This is a genomic window from Halomonas sp. MCCC 1A11062, from assembly GCF_021404355.1.
Taxonomy (GTDB): Bacteria; Pseudomonadota; Gammaproteobacteria; order Pseudomonadales; family Halomonadaceae; genus Halomonas; species Halomonas aerodenitrificans.
The window spans coordinates 1-15,437 of record NZ_JABFTW010000043.1 but is presented as its reverse complement, the minus strand read 5'-3'; the positions used below and the strand labels follow the sequence as shown (position 1 = coordinate 15,437).

Annotated in this window: 13 protein-coding genes; 4 read left to right on the top strand and 9 right to left on the bottom strand. The window is 65.2% G+C overall.

Translation table 11 applies throughout. From position 1 onward, the window contains the following. Positions 1-141 precede the first annotated feature (141 nt). Positions 142-2,274 carry an ATP-dependent DNA helicase DinG gene (gene dinG / locus HOP58_RS22525; RefSeq protein WP_010628024.1) on the bottom strand — a complete coding sequence of 711 codons (2,133 nt, stop codon included), beginning with the start codon at positions 2,272-2,274 and terminating at the stop codon, positions 142-144. A 5-nt stretch (positions 2,275-2,279) separates the two neighbouring features. Further along, entirely contained in the window at positions 2,280-3,554 is a 1,275-nt protein-coding gene (rhlB, locus tag HOP58_RS22520; RefSeq protein ID WP_234255487.1) for an ATP-dependent RNA helicase RhlB, read from the bottom strand. Between the two features lie 143 nt (positions 3,555-3,697). Between rhlB and HOP58_RS22515 the strand changes: the two genes are divergently transcribed. Both HOP58_RS22515 and xthA read left to right on the top strand, forming a co-directional pair. After that, positions 3,698-3,958, top strand: coding sequence for a hypothetical protein (locus HOP58_RS22515; protein ID WP_010628022.1), 261 nt, complete (start codon positions 3,698-3,700; stop codon positions 3,956-3,958). Then, a complete protein-coding gene (gene xthA, locus HOP58_RS22510; protein WP_234255489.1) occupies positions 3,955-4,788 on the top strand; it encodes an exodeoxyribonuclease III in 834 nt (277 codons plus the stop codon). Before HOP58_RS22515 ends, xthA begins: the two co-directional genes overlap by 4 nt. A gap of 30 nt (positions 4,789-4,818) precedes the next feature. Here the strand turns inward: xthA and HOP58_RS22505 are convergent, their stop codons facing one another. The 7 genes from HOP58_RS22505 to HOP58_RS22475 all read right to left on the bottom strand — a co-directional run bounded on the left by HOP58_RS22505 (position 4,819) and on the right by HOP58_RS22475 (position 11,980). Beyond that, a complete protein-coding gene (locus tag HOP58_RS22505) occupies positions 4,819-5,898 on the bottom strand; it encodes a hypothetical protein (protein WP_234261850.1) in 1,080 nt (359 codons plus the stop codon). A gap of 4 nt (positions 5,899-5,902) precedes the next feature. Beyond that, positions 5,903-6,688, bottom strand: a complete 786-nt coding sequence (locus HOP58_RS22500) for an energy transducer TonB (protein WP_234250976.1) — start codon at positions 6,686-6,688, stop codon at positions 5,903-5,905. Continuing rightward, a complete protein-coding gene (locus HOP58_RS22495; RefSeq protein ID WP_086510248.1) occupies positions 6,685-7,092 on the bottom strand; it encodes a biopolymer transporter ExbD in 408 nt (135 codons plus the stop codon). The genes HOP58_RS22500 and HOP58_RS22495 overlap by 4 nt, the downstream gene beginning before the upstream one ends. Then, positions 7,085-7,633, bottom strand: coding sequence for a MotA/TolQ/ExbB proton channel family protein (locus HOP58_RS22490; RefSeq protein WP_086510247.1), 549 nt, complete (start codon positions 7,631-7,633; stop codon positions 7,085-7,087). The genes HOP58_RS22495 and HOP58_RS22490 overlap by 8 nt, the downstream gene beginning before the upstream one ends. Beyond that, a complete protein-coding gene (locus HOP58_RS22485; RefSeq protein WP_234261848.1) occupies positions 7,617-8,996 on the bottom strand; it encodes a MotA/TolQ/ExbB proton channel family protein in 1,380 nt (459 codons plus the stop codon). The genes HOP58_RS22490 and HOP58_RS22485 overlap by 17 nt, the downstream gene beginning before the upstream one ends. Beyond that, a complete protein-coding gene (locus tag HOP58_RS22480; protein ID WP_234261846.1) occupies positions 8,993-9,766 on the bottom strand; it encodes a DUF3450 domain-containing protein in 774 nt (257 codons plus the stop codon). Before HOP58_RS22480 ends, HOP58_RS22485 begins: the two co-directional genes overlap by 4 nt. Positions 9,767-9,889: 123 nt before the next feature. Next, entirely contained in the window at positions 9,890-11,980 is a 2,091-nt protein-coding gene (locus HOP58_RS22475) for a TonB-dependent siderophore receptor (RefSeq protein WP_234261844.1), read from the bottom strand. Between the two features lie 337 nt (positions 11,981-12,317). Here HOP58_RS22475 and HOP58_RS22470 point away from each other — a divergent pair, with 337 nt between their 5' ends. Together HOP58_RS22470 and HOP58_RS22465 are read left to right on the top strand one after the other, a co-directional pair. After that, entirely contained in the window at positions 12,318-13,136 is an 819-nt protein-coding gene (locus HOP58_RS22470; protein ID WP_234261842.1) for an ABC transporter substrate-binding protein, read from the top strand. A 104-nt stretch (positions 13,137-13,240) separates the two neighbouring features. Then, on the top strand, positions 13,241-15,235 hold the full coding sequence (locus HOP58_RS22465; protein ID WP_234261841.1) for a TonB-dependent receptor: 1,995 nt from the start codon (positions 13,241-13,243) through the stop codon (positions 15,233-15,235). The last annotated feature ends 202 nt before the right edge of the window (positions 15,236-15,437 follow it).

Genomic DNA, 15,437 nt, shown 5'->3' with positions numbered 1-15,437 from the left:
CGGAGGGTAGAATCGGTCATGGCGTATCCACTCATGTTGATTGAGATCTTGGTCGTGATCAATCAACAGGATACGCCACCCTTCCTACCTCCTCCCATACACCAGAAATCACCATAGCTCCGGGCCCTTCTCGTTGGGGCCCTAGCCGTCGATCTCTCTCCTGAACGGCGGCAGCGCATCGAGCAATGCCTGTCCGTAGCGCCGCGTGAGCACGCGCCGGTCGAGCAGCGTGATGCGTCCCTGATCGGCCTCCTTGCGAATCAGACGGCCACAGGCCTGCACCAGTTTGATCGAGGCATCGGGCACGCTGATGCGCATGAAGGGATTGCCACCCCGGCTCTCGATCCATTCGGCCAAGGTCGCACCCACCGGGTCGTCGGGCACGGCGAACGGCAGCCGCGTGATCACCACATGGGTCAGATAGTCGCCGGGCAGATCGATGCCCTCGGCGAAGCTCGCCAGACCGAAGATCACGCTGCCCTCGCCGCCATCCACCCGCGCCCGATGCCGCTCGATGAGCTCGCGCTTGGGCAAGCGGTCCTGTGCCAATACCCGCTCGCGCCACTTCGCCGGTAGCACCTTTTCCACCGCGCGCAGCTGCGCTCGCGACGAGAACAGCATCAGCACGGCCTCCTTGTCGCCCAGCCCGCTGACGAAATCGACGATGGCCCGCTCGTGGGCATCGCGGTCGCCGGGGTCCACGGCCTGGCGCGGCACACTGAGCACCGCTCGGGAGTAATCGAAGGGGCTCGGCAGGCGCTGGTAGCGGTAGCGGTTGGCCAGCCCGGCACGCTCCTGCAGGCGCTCGAAGCGGCCCAGGGCGGTCAGCGTGGCCGAGGTCACCACCGCACCGAAGCAGCTGCCCCACAGGCTCTTGGCCAGAGTCGGTGCCGCCGACACGGGACTCGCCGAGAACACCAGCTCGGGTTCGCTGCCGAAGCGCTCCAGCGTCAGCCAGCGCGCTCTCGGCGCCTCGCCTTCCATGTCGGTTTCGGCGTATGACTCCCACAGCCCGTGGGCCTCCAGCGCGCGACCGTGCAACAGCGCCAGCAGCGGCAGCCACGCCTCGGCCTGCTCGCGTTCGAGCCCGGTGTGCTTGTCGGGGTCGAGACTCTCACGCAGGATGTCGCTCATGGTTTCCAGCGTGCGCGAGAGTTCGGCGAAGCCCACCAGCAGGCTGCCGGCATGCTCGCGCAGGGCCTCGGGAACGCGTCCCATCTCGAAGCGAAACTGATGATTCTCCTCATCTTCCGCGAGCCCATGCTGCCGCCCGGCCAGCTGATGGCCCAGGGAATAGGCCTCGCCCAGACGCGGCTCCAGCGCGGCGATGGTTTCCGGCAGCCCGGCGAGCAACCGCGCCAGGGTCGGCTGTATCGCCAGCGCCTGGTTGAGCTCGGTCAGCGACTTCTTCAGATTGCCCAGCCAGCGCAGCGTGCCATTGATGCCCACACGGTGGGCGAAGTGGTTCAACGCCTTGTCCGGCAGGTGGTGGCCTTCGTCGAAGACGTAGATGCAGTCGCCGGGAGGCGGCAACACCACACCGCCGCCCAACGACAGGTCGGCCAGTACCAGATCGTGGTTGGCGACGATGATGTCGGCACTCTCGAGGTCGCGGCGGGCACGGAAGAAGGCGCAGGCGGCGAAATGACCGCAGCGGCGATTGGTGCACTGGCGATGGTCGATGGTCAGCCGCCGCCAGTCGCCGTCGTCGATGGCCACGGGCCAGCTCTCGCGATCCCCTTCCCAGCGACCGCTGCCGTAGGCATCGGCCATTTCCTGCACCAGCGCCTGGAAATGATCGCCGGCACCCTGGGCCAGGCTCTGCTCGAACAGCGACAGGGTGGGGTTGTCCTCGACGCCGTCGAGGGCCTGTTCCAGGCGCGTCAGGCAGAGGTAGCGACCGCGCCCCTTGGCCAGGGCGTAGTCGAAGTCGAGGCCGCTGTGGGCCTTGAGAGTAGGCAGGTCCTGCAGCAGCACCTGCTCCTGCAGGGCAATGGTGGCCGTGGCCACCACCAGGCGCTTGCCCTTGGCCTTGGCCACCGGCAGCGCCGCCAGCAGGTAGGCCAGGGTCTTGCCGGTGCCAGTGCCCGCTTCGAGCACGCAGACGTGCTCGTCGGAAAGCCGCCGGCCGGCGTCGTCGGCCTCGATGCCGCCCAGCGTGCGGGCGATCTCGGCGATCATCAGCCGCTGGCCGTAGCGTGGCGTCAGCCCCTGGGCCTCCAGCACGCGACGGTAGGCGGCCTGGATCTCGCCCTTGAGGGCCTCGTCCAGCATGGCCGTTACAGCAGCCCCTCGGGCGGGTGCTCGCAGGGTAGCTTGTCCTGGATGTAGCGCTCGATCTCCGGCAGCGAGAAGGCATCCTCTTCGCCGACGAAGCTGATCGACACCCCGGTGGCCCCGGCACGGCCGGTACGGCCGATACGATGGACGTAATCCTCCGGATCCTCCGGCAGGGTGTAGTTGATCACGTGGCTGACATCCTCGATGTGGATGCCGCGGCCGGCCACGTCGGTGGCCACCAGCACCTGCACCTCGCCCTCGCGGAAGCGCTCCAGGGTCTTGATGCGCTGATTCTGCGGCACGTCGCCGGAGAGCATGGCCACGTTGATGTCGGCCTTCTTGAGCAGACTCTCGAGCTTGCGCACCAGGTCGCGACGGTTGCCGAACACCATCACCCGGTCGAAGCTCTCCTGCTTGAGCAGGTTGATCAGCAGGCGCTGCTTGTCGTCATCGCTGACCATATAGACGCGCTGATCGATGTTGGCCTTGTTGTCTACCGTGACCTCGATCTCGACGTGGGTCGGCTGATGGGTCCACTGGCTGGCCAGGTTAAGGATGTCTTCGGAGAAGGTGGCCGAGAAGAGGAAAGTCTGACGCTCTTCCTTCTTCGGCGTATGGCGAATGATGCGTTTGACGTCGGGAATAAAGCCCATCGACAGCATGCGATCGGCCTCGTCGAGCACCAGGATCTCGACCTGGGTGAGATCGACGTCGCGCTTCTCGTGGAAGTCGAGCAGACGACCGGGGGTGGCGACCAGGAGGTCGAGCTTCTTGCCCAGGTGCTCGCGCTGTTTCTGGTAGTCCATGCCGCCGACTACGCTGGCCACGTTGAGATCGGTGAAACGCGCCAGGGCTTTGGCGTCCTTCTCGATCTGCAGCGCCAGCTCACGAGTCGGCGCCACGATCAGCGCACGCGGCGCACCGGGCTTCTGCCCATTCGGCGCCTCTTCCTCGAGGAAGTAGGCCAGGATCGAGATCAGGAAGGCAGCGGTCTTGCCGGTGCCGGTCTGGGCCTTGCCCACCACATCGCCACCCAGCAGGGTATGGGCCAGCGCTTCGGCCTGGATCGGCGTGCAGTACTCGAAGCCCAGGGCGTGGATGGCGCGCATCAGCGGCAGCGGCAGATCGAAGTCGTGAAAGCGCCACTTGCCCGCCACGGCAGGCACCTGAAACTGGCGCAGGTCCCAGTTGGACTGGCTGCGGCGCGGCTTGCGACGACGACGCTTGGGCTTGCGGTTCTCGGCCGGGGCTGTGGTCTGTTCCGACTCGCTCATAGGCTGTATGTCTTGTCCGTAGCAATGGGGTGAACTTCGTACAGCCGCATATTGTACCAGCCTATGGCGAGGAGGGCGCGCCTCTTGCATCGGACTGGTAGAATGCCCACTCATGCAGCTCTTGAAGATTAGGAGTCCGGCCAATGACACGCCGCAAAAAGACCCGCTCGCTGGCCGACAAGGTGACCATCCGCACCGGCAAGCGCAAGGACTACAAGAAGTGGCGCCACGAAAACCCCGACCAGGTGACCTCGTCGCGCCGTTTCACCCAGAAGAAGCGCCAGCAGCGCAAGCTGCAGGCGGCACGCAAGCTGGCCCGCCAGGAACAGGGCGCCAGCATCGCCATCCACCCCACCCCCGCCTCAGAACAGAGTGCAACGACTCGCGAGGAGCATGACGAGTGACACGCCTTGTCTCGTTCAACATCAACGGCCTGCGCGCCCGGCTGCACCAGCTCGAGGCGCTGATCGAAGCCCACCAGCCGCTGGTGATCGGCCTGCAGGAAACCAAGGTGCATGACGACGAGTTTCCCCGCGAGGCGGTCGAGGCGATGGGCTATCACGTCCACTACCACGGCCAGAAGGGCCACTACGGCGTTGCGCTCATGTGCCACAAGACGCTCTGCCCAAACGGGCCGGAAGAGGTCTTCTTCGGCCTGCCCGGCGACGGCGAGGAGTCCCAGCGCCGCCTGATCGGTGTGCGCCTGCGCACCGCCGACGGCGAGGCGCTGACCGTGTGGAACGGCTACTTCCCTCAGGGCGAGAACGTCGATCACCCCACCAAGTTTCCCAACAAGCGCGAGTTCTACGCACAGCTGATCGCGCTGCTGCGGGAGCGGCATCGCCCCGACGAGCGGCTGGTGGTGATGGGGGATTTCAACATCTCCCCCGAGGACATCGACATCGGCATCGGCGAGGACAACCGCAAGCGCTGGCTGCGCGAGGGCAAGACCAGCTTTCAGCCCATCGAGCGCGAGTGGCTCGGCACGCTCAAGGCATGGGGACTCAGGGACAGCTATCGGGTACGTTATCCAGAGGTGGACGACCGCTTCAGCTGGTTCGACTATCGCTCCCGCGGTTTCGAACGCGAGCCCAGGCGCGGCCTGCGCATCGACTATATCCTGGTCACGGCACCGCTGGCCGAGCGCGTGCGCGATGCCGGCATCGACTACGACCTGCGCGGCATGGAGCGCCCTTCCGACCACGCCCCGGTGTGGACCGAGTTCGAACCCTGAGCCGTTCCTGACCCACTAGCTCTCGGCTTGCTAGCGAGTCGAGAGCCAGTGCGGATCGACTTCCGCCCCACGGCGCTGGGCTTGCTGCATGGCCTCCTTCGCCAGCTCGAGCCGCCCCCAGCCATTGGCCAGCAGCGCCAGGCGCTGCCAGTCATCGCCTTTCTCGCTGCGCTGTGCCACCTCGCGCCAGGCCGCGAGCGCCCGTTCTCGATCGCGGGCCTGCTCCCAGGCGCGAGCCAGCAGGCGCCGGTTATCCAGGGTATCGGGCAGCGCCTCATCGTCCAACGCCGCTTCGAGATGCTCCGCGGCTCGGGCCGGTGTACCGGCGATCAGATGCAATTCGATGCGCTGACGCAGGTCCGCCTCTCCCTTCAGCACCCCCAGACGCCAGCCGGCTTCCCAGATGGCCGCGGCACGCTGCGCATCGCCCAGCCCCTGAGCCACGGCCGCCGCCCGACGCCAGGCTTCGGGCGGAGCCTCGGCCTCCAGGGCAGCCTCCAGCCTTGCCAACGCCTGCCCGCCGCGCCCGGCGTGCTGAAATACGCTGGCAGCCAGCATCTGACGTCGCTCGTCGGGAGCGGGGTCGTCCACCAGCGCACGCTCGACCCAACCCGCGGCCTCTTCCCAACGCTCCAACTCTGCCAGAGCGCGGGCCAGGCGCCAGCTGTCATCGGTACTGCCGTCGTGGCGTTCATGCCAGTCGAGCCACAGCGCCACCGCCTCTTCGGTCTGCCCCGAGGCCAAGCGCAAACGTGCCTCCTCGCGCAGCCAGCGGTCGCGCTGAGAGAGCGGCGCCTCCTGCACCCGCCGCGCCTGGCGCAGCTGATCGGCAGCGGATTCGCTGCGCCCTGCCCCGGCTTCTGCCCCCGCCGCCAGCTGGCGATACAGTGCAGCGGCCCAGCGGTCGGCGGTGTTGCCACCCTCCAGACGCTGCGCCTGTGTGCGTGCGCGCTCGGCCACGTTGTCATGCTCGCCCTGCTGCAGCTGCCGCTGGAGCTGCTCCAGATCGGCGATGATATCGCCTGGGAGTGCCGGCGCATCGGCTTGCGCCGCGGCGGCCAGCAGTAGACCGATACAGGCGATCAGGCGAATCGCGGCTCGCATCTTCATGGCCTTACCTCAGCTGGAACTCGAGACGTTGCCGCGCCCGGCGCACACCGCTGGCCGGCTCGAACTGCCAGCGCGCCACGGCCTGCTCGGCAGCCGAATCGAAGACGTTACGCGGCTGCGACTCGACCACGCGGATCGACGAACGGTCGACGCTGCCGTCGGGACGGATCAGGAACTGCAGCTCCACATGCCCTTCCAGCCCTCGACGCTGGGCGCGTGATGGATATTCCGGCGGCACGCGGCTGGTCGGCGCGATCTGCCCCACATCCACCGGTTCGCCCACCTCCCCCGGTCCAGTCTCGGCAGGCGCCGCCTGCTCGGTGGTCGGCCCCTCCTGTGCAGCGCTGGGCGCTGGGGCCGGCTGTGGCGCAGGCGCTGGCTCGGGGGCCGGCTGTGGCGCCGGCTCGGGCTGGGGTTGCGGTTCCGGCCTCGGCTCAGGCGGCGGTTCGGGCTGCGCCTCGGCAAGCTCGGGTAGCGTGGCGTCGAGCTCTACCGGCTCCATCGGCTCCGGCGGCAGCTCCGGCTCCGGCATGGCGATCGAACTCTCCAGCGGCGGCAGCGGCTCCGGCTGCGGCGGTGGAGTGGCCTCTACTTGCGGGGGCGGTGGCTCGGCACTGGGCTCGATCGTCTCCTCCTGCACCGGCTCCGGCGCCTCGACCATGCTCATGGTCATGCTGACGTCGACGACGTCGAACTCCTCCTCCGGCGGTGCCACCAGCAGCGCCAACAGCCAGAACAGCAGCAACGCCAGGGCCACCCCGCCAAGCGAAGAGAGAGGTATCCGCGTCACGACCGGCTCCGGCTGGCTGCCACTGCGACCTGCTCCACGCCGGCCTCGCGAATGCGGTCCATCACCTCGATCAACAAACCGGTGGTGGAGTCGCGGTCGGCCTGGATCACCACCGAGCCCTCTTCGCTTACCAGTCCGGCCACCTCGTTACCCACGCGGTGCAGATCCACCGCTCGGCCATCGACCCATACCGCCCCTTCGGGTGTGATGGCGACCATCACCTGGGCATCGGGCCGCGGTGTGGCGGCGCTCGACTCCGGCCGTTCGATCTCCACCCCGCTCTCCTTGATGAAACTGGTGGTGACGATGAAAAAGATCAGCATGATGAAGACGACGTCCAGCATCGGGGTCAGGTTGACCTCGCTGGCCTCGCCGTCGTCGGCGCCAATTCGGCGTCTACGCATCGGTATCCTCCACGGCGCGGGCCAGACGGTCGTGCAGCCGCTGGTCCTCGCGTCGAATGATCTGCTCGAGGCGGCTGGTGAACAGCAGCCCCACCACCGCCACCGCCATGCCGGTCAAAGTCGGCAGGGTTGCGCGGGCCACGCCATCGGCCATGGCGCGGGCCTGACTGGTATCGGTCATCGCCAGGCTGTCGAACACGGCGATCATGCCGGTCACGGTGCCCAGCAGACCCAGCAGCGGGCACAGCGCCACCAGCAGCTTGAGCCACGGCAGCGGACGGCGCAGACGTCCAATCAGCTCGCGCGCCCAGACCTCGCGCAGGGTCAGGGCGCTCCAGCTCAGGTGGTCCTGGCGCGCCGCCCAGCGTGCAATAAGGGCGCGTCTGGCCCGGCGGTAGGTGAGGCGGAAATACCACACCCGCTCCAATGCCAGGCTGAACAGCAGCATCGCCACCAGGGCGATGACAACCAGCACCACGCCACCGGCCTCGACCAGGCGCTGGAGCGGTTCAAGGCCCTCTGTCTCAAGCCAAGGCGGCATCGCGGCGTGCGCTCCCGGTCGCGACATCGGGTCCGTGGGGGCGCTGTTCGAGCTGCTCGGCCAGGGCGGCGCTGGCCTGCCCCTCGACCAGGCCCGCCAGATGGCGGCTGCGCCCGGCCAGGGCGGTGTGTGCGAACAGCAGCGGTACGGCGGTGATCAGCCCCAGCACCGTGGTCACCAGTGCCTGGCTGATGCCGCCGGCCATCAGCTGCGGGTCGCCGGTGCCGAACACGGTAATCGCCTGGAAGGTCACGATCATGCCGGTGACGGTGCCAAGTAATCCCAGCAGCGGCGCCACCGCCGCCAGCAATTTGACCAACGGCTGGCCACGCTCCAGGCGCGGCAGCTCGGCCAGCACCGCTTCGTCGAGGCGAGCCTCCAGCGCTTCCGGCACGGGATCGTCGTGCAGCGCACGGAAGCGCTGCAGCACGCGGCCGAGCGGGTTGTCCTCGCGCAGCGTGGTGAGGTCACGCAACTGGCGACGCATGGCCAGCGTCACCCGCAACAGGTAGGCGTACTGAAGCAGCGCGACCAGCAGGCCGAGAGCGCCGAGCCCCACCACCACGTAGCCGACTGCTCCACCCTGGTGGAAACGCTCGATCAGGCTCGGACGTTGGGCCAACGCCGAGATGACCTGCCCACGGGTAGGATCGAGCGCCAGCAAGCGCGACTCTCCGCCATGAAAAGCTGCCAGGCTGGTAGCCACTTCCCGCGGCGTGCGCTCGATCACCGACAGCGTCTGGCCATCGGCGCCACGACGCAACAACTCTCCCTCGGTGAAGGCAGCAAAATCCCCCAGTCGCACCACATCTCTTGGCGCAAGCTCACCGCTGCCCGACGCTACCGGCGCCTCGAAGCGAGCCACGCGGCCTGTATCGGCGGTCAGTGCGACCAGTCGGTCGGCGAATACCTCCAGGTGCTCGAGTTCGAGCACTTCGGCATCGTCCAGCCGCGGTGGCAATTCGGCACCGCCTACCGTCAGCCAGCTGTCGGCCAGATCGTCACGCAGCTCTCCGCTGTGGCGAGCCAGTGAAGCCAGCACAGCCTCGAGGTCATCCCCCTGCTCCTGCTGACGCGCTTCGAGTTCGGCCTGCCGTTGGCTCAGCACCTCGGCCTCAGCCTGCAGCTCGGTGTTACGCGCCTCGGCCTGCCGATGAGCGGCACGGGCCTCCTCGAGCGCGGCTTCCAGGGCGCCTCGGTCCTCGAGAAGCTCGGCCAGTCGCGCCCGGTCGCGGGCCTCGGCGGCCTCACGCTCGGCGCGCAAGGTAGTCAGCGGCTCGGACTGAGCCATGACCGGGGCTGCCAGAAAGATGGCGACCAGCAAAGCGGCCATGAGAGAGGTCGAATGACGTAGGGTCTTCATACGTCGCCCCCCATAGCCCGCTCGAGCGGCTGAGAGAGCGGCAGTGTTAGCAGCTCAGGCGAACGGCGATCCCGGGCGATACGCAGACCGTTGCGCACTTCACGACGCTCGGCCTCATCGAGCGGTGCCCAACTGCCGCTGTCGGCCTGCCAGACGCGCCCGGCGCGCCCATCCGGGGTCAGGTAATAGAAGCCCACGCGTCCCAGCCGCAGGTAATCCACCTCGCGGCGCGAGTCGCCCTCGCCGAGATAGCCGCGCCAGGCATCGACCTCACGCCCGTACTCCAGCTCGGCACGCCACGCCGAGACGATCCGCTCCCATCGCTCGGCGCCGGACAGTGCCTCGCCCTGGGAGCGCAGGCTGGCGACCCGCGCCAGCCGCTCCTCGCGCAGGAACGGCATGTCGCCATCGACCCACTGCTCGAGCCGCTCGATCAGACGCTCCTCCAGCACCGGCAAGGCTTCACGGGTCTCCGCCAGGGTATCGAGTGCCGCCTCACGGCGATCCAGTGTCTCGGCCAGACGCTCGTTGCGCGGTGCGAGTTCGGCGTTCTCACGCGTCAGGCGGCGCTCGGCGCGCTCGAGCTCGCGCAGCTCCTCGAGCATGGCCCGGGTCTCGTCATCGGCGGCGTCGATGCGCACCTGAAGCTCGGCCTGGCTGCGCTGGGCCTCACGCGACTCCTGATACAGCTCGGGGTCGGCGGACGCCGAGGCGGCCAAACCCAGCCAGAGTATTGCCCCCCAGAGGCATGGATGGCGAAACGGTCTCACGATTTGACTCCCGGCAAGAAACTCGTTGAGCAGGCAAACCCGCCTTTGAACAGGCCAAGACGATGCCATAAATGATAAGCGTTATCAACGCAGCTGACGCATCGGCAACCGCAAGCCCCCAAATCACCAGCGATAGCTGAGGCTGCCGATCACGCTGCGCGATTCGCCGTAGAAACACCAGTAGTCGCAGCCGCTGACGTACTCTTCGTTGGTGAGGTTGTTGATGTTGAGTTGTGCGGTCCAGCTCTCGTCGAGATCGTAGCTCAGCTTGGCATCAAAGAGCGTGTAGGACGGGACTTCGGTGTCGCTGTATTGCGGCAGGTCGACGCTGTCGCCCACATAGCGCACCCCACCGCCGAGGCTCAGACCTGCCAGCATTCCCGAATCGAAACCGAAGTCGAGCCACAGCGAGGCTTGGTGGCGTGGGATCAGGCCGGCACGCAGGTTGGTGGCTTCAGGACTGATATCGACGCGGGTGTCGGTATAGGTATACGCCGCGGTTAGCTGCAGTTGGTCGGTGACATAGCCGAGCCCCTCGACTTCGAAACCGCGGGAACGCCGCTCGCCACCCTGCCTGGAGCTGGCCTCCCCGCTGGAATAGAGCGTGTTGCTCTCCTTGAGATCGAACACGGCGGCATTGACGTAGCCGTCGAGCCAGTTCGGCGCGTACTTCACGCCCAGCTCCCACTGCTCCCCCTCGCTGGGCACGTAGGCGTTGCCATCCGGGTCGCTGCCGACCAGAGGACTGAAGGATTCGCTATAGCTAAGGTAGGGTGACAGGCCATGATCGGCCAGGTACATGACACCACCCGTAAAGGAGAGCTGGGAGTCACTGAAGTCCTGATCGGCACTGCCTTCTGCTCGATTGGTCACGTCGACGCTATCGCGCCGCAGTCCGGCCAGAAGGATCCAGCGATCCTGCAGCGTCAACTGATTCTGCACGTAGAAGCCAAGCTGCTCCTTGCCCTCTTCGTGCCGAGTGTGAATGTTCGCCGGCGTGAAGTTGCCGTATCGAGGGGCAAAGATGTCGATCGGAGCGAAAGCAAAGTTGTCGCCGTTGCCATATTCGACATCGAATTTCTGGTAGTCGAGACCCACCAGCAGCGTATTTTCGGTGCTCTCGGTGTACCAGTTGCCCACCATCCGGCTGTCGACGGTAAAGGCATCGTAGCTACCGTCGCGATAGGTCAGACCACGCGCCCCCTGTCTGTCGTCCAGCATCCAGAACAGGTAGGCCCCTCGTAGCAGCATGTCGAACTCGCTGTAGCGCAGGTTCTGCTGGAAACGCCAGGTATCGCTGACTTCGTGCTCGAGTTCGTACCCCAGCGACAGCTGGGTCACCTCACGACGGTCGTAGTCCGGCTCGCCCAGGTTGGTGCCGCGCGGAACGCGACCGAACGGTGTGTTTTCGAGCGTTCCGTAAGGCAGATAGAAACCGTTGGTCGGCGTGCCATGGTCGCGCATGTAGCTGCCGAGAAGCGTGATGGACGTCCTGTCGCTCAGGTCGACCTCGAGACTGGGCGCGAGGTAGACCCGCTGGTTGTCGGTTCCGTCGATGTCGCCGTCCCCTTCTCGGAACAGCCCGACCATGCGGTAGCGCACGTCGTCACGCTCACCCACCGGGCCGGAGCTGTCGATACCAAGTTGACGATGGCCCTTGTTGCCGCCTTGCAGCGACAGCAGGCCGCGCGCATCCTCAGTGGGTCGCTTGCTGATGGCGTTGATCACCCCGCCAGGGGGCGCCTCACCATAGAGGATCGAGGCCGGCCCCTTGAGCACCTCGATTCGCTCCAAACCGAAGGGCTCGGTCTGCCACCAGAAATAGCCCCCTTCACGAAAGAGGCGCAGGACGTCCTGATAGGTGGAGTTCTCGCCGCTGAAACCGCGCAGAAAGAACCAGTCGGCCTTGGTATCACGCCCATAATGGCCGGCCAGCACCCCACTGCGATAGCGCAAGGCTTCGTCATACTTCGTGACGGCGCGGGTCTCGAGCTCCTCCTCCGTCACCAATGAAACGGACCGTGGCGTTTCCAATGCTGGCGTATCGGTCTTCAGCGCCGTACCCACCACCACCAGGGTTTCGGCCTCGAGAGATTGCTCGGCAAACGCCCGAGGCACCACGCCTAACAGCGTACCCCCTAGCGTGAGGCCAAGTGAAAAACACACCGCCTGAGCCAGTGCGTTCGGCTGAGAAGGAGGGCGAGCATGGGACATGGTGATCGACCTGTGGGCTATACGAGTAGGAGTCGGCAGAGCCGGGACACCCAATGAATGAAAATTATTATCGAAGGGTAATGACAAGCATAACGCACACTTGAGCGTTGATAAACAAAATGCAAACCATTACTGTTAGCTTCTTCCTACCCCACGGTTCCGGTGGGCATGAGGCCAAGCAGTGGGTCGTCATGCGACGCATGCCCGGCCAGCCCCCGTGGCGGCAGCGGCCGACACCAAGGAACTCTGCTTGAGCCACCCCATGTGCGTAAGACTTTCCAGACTTCGGTACTTGTCCCTATCTCGACGCCTGAGCGGAATACTCGGTTGCCTTTGGTTGGCAGCCGCCCCGGCACTGGCCGGCGACAATACACGCGTTGCCACTCTCGACTGGACGCTGGCCGAAACTCTGGTCGCCCTTAGCGAACCTCCCGAAGCGGTGGCTCAGGTAGAGGACTATCACAGCTGGGTCGGCGAGCCCAGGCTGCCAAGCGACGTCTCAGACATCGGGCTTCGCTCTCAGCCCAATGTCGAACTGCTGGCCCACCTAGCCCCTGTGAACATCCTCATCTCCCCGATGTTCAGCCGATTGGCGCCTCGACTCGAGAGGATCGGCGCGGTCGATATCAAAGAGCTCTACACACCCCAGGTGGATACCTGGAGCCAGATCCTCCTTCTGACCCGTGAGCTTGGCGCAGCTTACAGTCGCCAGGATGAAGCCGAAGCGTTGATTGCCGCTACCGAAGCCCGCTTCGAGACGCTACGCCAGGCCCTCCCGGAGGAAATGCCGCCTTTGCTGGTCGTACAGTTCATGGACGAGCGACATGTGCGGGTCTTCGGTGAGCACGGCCTGTTCCAGGCCGTGTTGGACCGCCTGGGACTGGAAAACGCCTGGCGGGGCGAGACCAACGCCTGGGGCTTTTCGCTGGTCGGGCTCGAGGCCCTGCTCCACCTGGAGGTACGTTTGGTTGTGGTGGAACCCTACCCCGTCGGCATTGAAGAGAAGCTCGCCACCAGCGCCCTCTGGCGGCACCAGCCCAGCGTGCGTGACGGCAGCATGATCACGCTACCGCCAGTCTGGAGCTTTGGCGCCCTGCCCTCGGCACAGCGCTTCGCAGAGCTGCTCACTAGCGCGCTCGCTCCCTCGCAAGATTGAGCAAGCCTAAGCGCTCATGACCAACTGTCAGGTCGAAAACCTTCTCGAGATTTCGCTTCCCCATGGCATGACGGCCCGCACAAACAAATAGTAATGAGAAGCAATTGGCACCTGCCAGCATCTCAGTCATTACCCGTGAACAGCTCGAGGAGCGCAATGTCACGAATCTGGCCGATGCCGTTCGCGGAATTGAGGGTGTCAACAGCCGTCCGCTGGACGCTCGCTCCGGCAAAACGGGCAATCAGACCGTCAGTCTGCGCGGGCTGCCCAGCGAGTACACGCTGGTGTTGGTCGACGGGGTCCGTCAAAACGTCTCGGCCACGGTAGCCCCCAACGCCTTCAACGACTCACAGTCTACTTTCATCCCGCCGATTGCCGCCATCGAGCGTATCGAGGTGATTCGCGGCCCCATGTCGACCTTATACGGCTCGGATGCAATCGGCGGCCTGATCAACATCATCACCCGCCGCCCGGGTGACGAGTGGCGTGCCTCCGGCTCCGTGCAGACCGAATATTTCCGCGATTCAGACTTCGGCGGCACGACCATCACCGAAGGCTATGTCAGTGGGCCGGTCTCTCAGCATGTCGGCGTGCAGTTCTATGGCCGCCTGCTGGAACGCACCGCGTCCAATATCGACATCCCGGGTACCGAACCCAGCCTGACCGACAACCGCACCATGGGTCAGAATCCGAGCAAGGCCAATGTCGAGACCTTCGGCGGCGAGCTGGTATTGGCACCGGTCGATGCTCACGACATCAGCTTGCGCTTCGATACCAGTCGCCAGACGCTGGACAATCGCCAGGGTCAGGTGGGACGTCTGGAAGGCACCGGCACGACGCCGGCGGACTTTACCCGCGGCTATGGTAGAGAACTCGAGTTCTCACGCGACCAGTTCCGCCTCAGCCATCGCGGCGACTTCCTGTTCGGCCAGCTCGACACCTCGCTGACCCGGGACATCGTCGAAACCGAGGGTCGCACCGTCAACGCCCTGGCAAATCCGCCTGCGATCTACCCTGAGGCCGGTACTCCGCGTCGGCTGAGGCTGACCACCGACATCCTCGATACCCGGCTGACCAACGTCTTCGGCGATCATCTGGTGACATTGGGCGGTCAATACTTGGATGCCAAGTTCGAGGACGGCATCCTGCCCGAGGATGTGACCCGCGATCAGTACAGCCTGTTTGCAGAGAACGAGTGGCAAGCCACCGAGCGCCTGGCGCTGACCGGTGGGCTGCGCTACGACAAATACCAAGGAATCAGCGGCGAATTCACACCCCGCGCCTATGCAGTGTTCGAGGCCACCGACGAGTGGACCTTCAAGGGTGGCGCCGGCCAAGGCTTCCGCGCACCGATGATGGAGCAGACCTTCGACGGCGTCGTCGGCTTTGGTGACGGTGGCAGCACACCACTCTTCGGCGATCCCGACCTCAAGCCGGAGCGCAGCACCAACTATGAACTCTCGGCCCGCTACGACAACCGCCAGGGCTTCATGGCCCAGGTCACTGCCTTCCATAACACCCTTAAAGACAAGATCGAGCCTGCCACGGGCGCCAGCGATCGCACCAATGCCAATATCGGCGAGTCGCGCATCCAGGGCATCGAACTTGCCGCTGCCTATGGACTGACGGATACGGTGACTCTGTCGGGCAACTACACCTATACCGACAGTGAAGTGAGAGAGGGTGAAACGGCCGCCAGCTTCATGGGGGACCCGCTTGTCAGCGTTCCGGATCACATGCTGAACGTGCGCCTCGATTGGCAGGCCACCCCGCAGCTGAACACCTTCCTGGGCGCCGAATATCGCAGCAGCGCCTTCCGTCCGCGCAACTTCCACGAACCGCAGAACGATGGCAGCTCGCAGGGTGCTTACGATGCACTGGGCGACTTCCACAGCACCACCATGGTCAACCTGGGCGCACGCTATCGGGTCAGCGAGCACGTCTCGGTCAACGGCGTGGTCAACAACCTGCTCGACCGCGACTTCAAGGACTATCGTTCCTATACTCGCGAAGACAATGGCAACATTGCCTACAGCAATGTCTACAACAACCTTTATGGGCCCCGCTCGTTCGTTGTCTCACTGAACGTCGATTTCTAACGCACTGCCTTTCTCGAGTTAGCTGTATCGATCTTTATGGAGCCGACATCATGTCGGCTCTTTTTTTCGTGGCGTTGAGCTGGAGCTATGGTGATTTCTGGTGTATGGGAGGAGGTAGGAAGGGTGGCGTATCCTGTTGATTGATCACGACCAAGATCTCAATCAACATGAGTGGATACGCCATGACCGATTCTACCCTCCG

Bases quoted from the DNA above. Each gene is read 5' to 3' on its own strand.
- HOP58_RS22515 (WP_010628022.1), top strand. From the start codon at position 3,698: ATGACACGCCGCAAAAAGACCCGCTCGCTGGCCGACAAGGTGACCATC.
- rhlB (WP_234255487.1), bottom strand. From the start codon at position 3,554: ATGAGCGAGTCGGAACAGACCACAGCCCCGGCCGAGAACCGCAAGCCC.
- HOP58_RS22505 (WP_234261850.1), bottom strand. From the start codon at position 5,898: ATGAAGATGCGAGCCGCGATTCGCCTGATCGCCTGTATCGGTCTACTG.
- HOP58_RS22475 (WP_234261844.1), bottom strand. From the start codon at position 11,980: ATGTCCCATGCTCGCCCTCCTTCTCAGCCGAACGCACTGGCTCAGGCG.
- HOP58_RS22485 (WP_234261848.1), bottom strand. From the start codon at position 8,996: ATGAAGACCCTACGTCATTCGACCTCTCTCATGGCCGCTTTGCTGGTC.
- HOP58_RS22495 (WP_086510248.1), bottom strand. From the start codon at position 7,092: ATGCGTAGACGCCGAATTGGCGCCGACGACGGCGAGGCCAGCGAGGTC.
- HOP58_RS22490 (WP_086510247.1), bottom strand. From the start codon at position 7,633: ATGCCGCCTTGGCTTGAGACAGAGGGCCTTGAACCGCTCCAGCGCCTG.
- dinG (WP_010628024.1), bottom strand. From the start codon at position 2,274: ATGCTGGACGAGGCCCTCAAGGGCGAGATCCAGGCCGCCTACCGTCGC.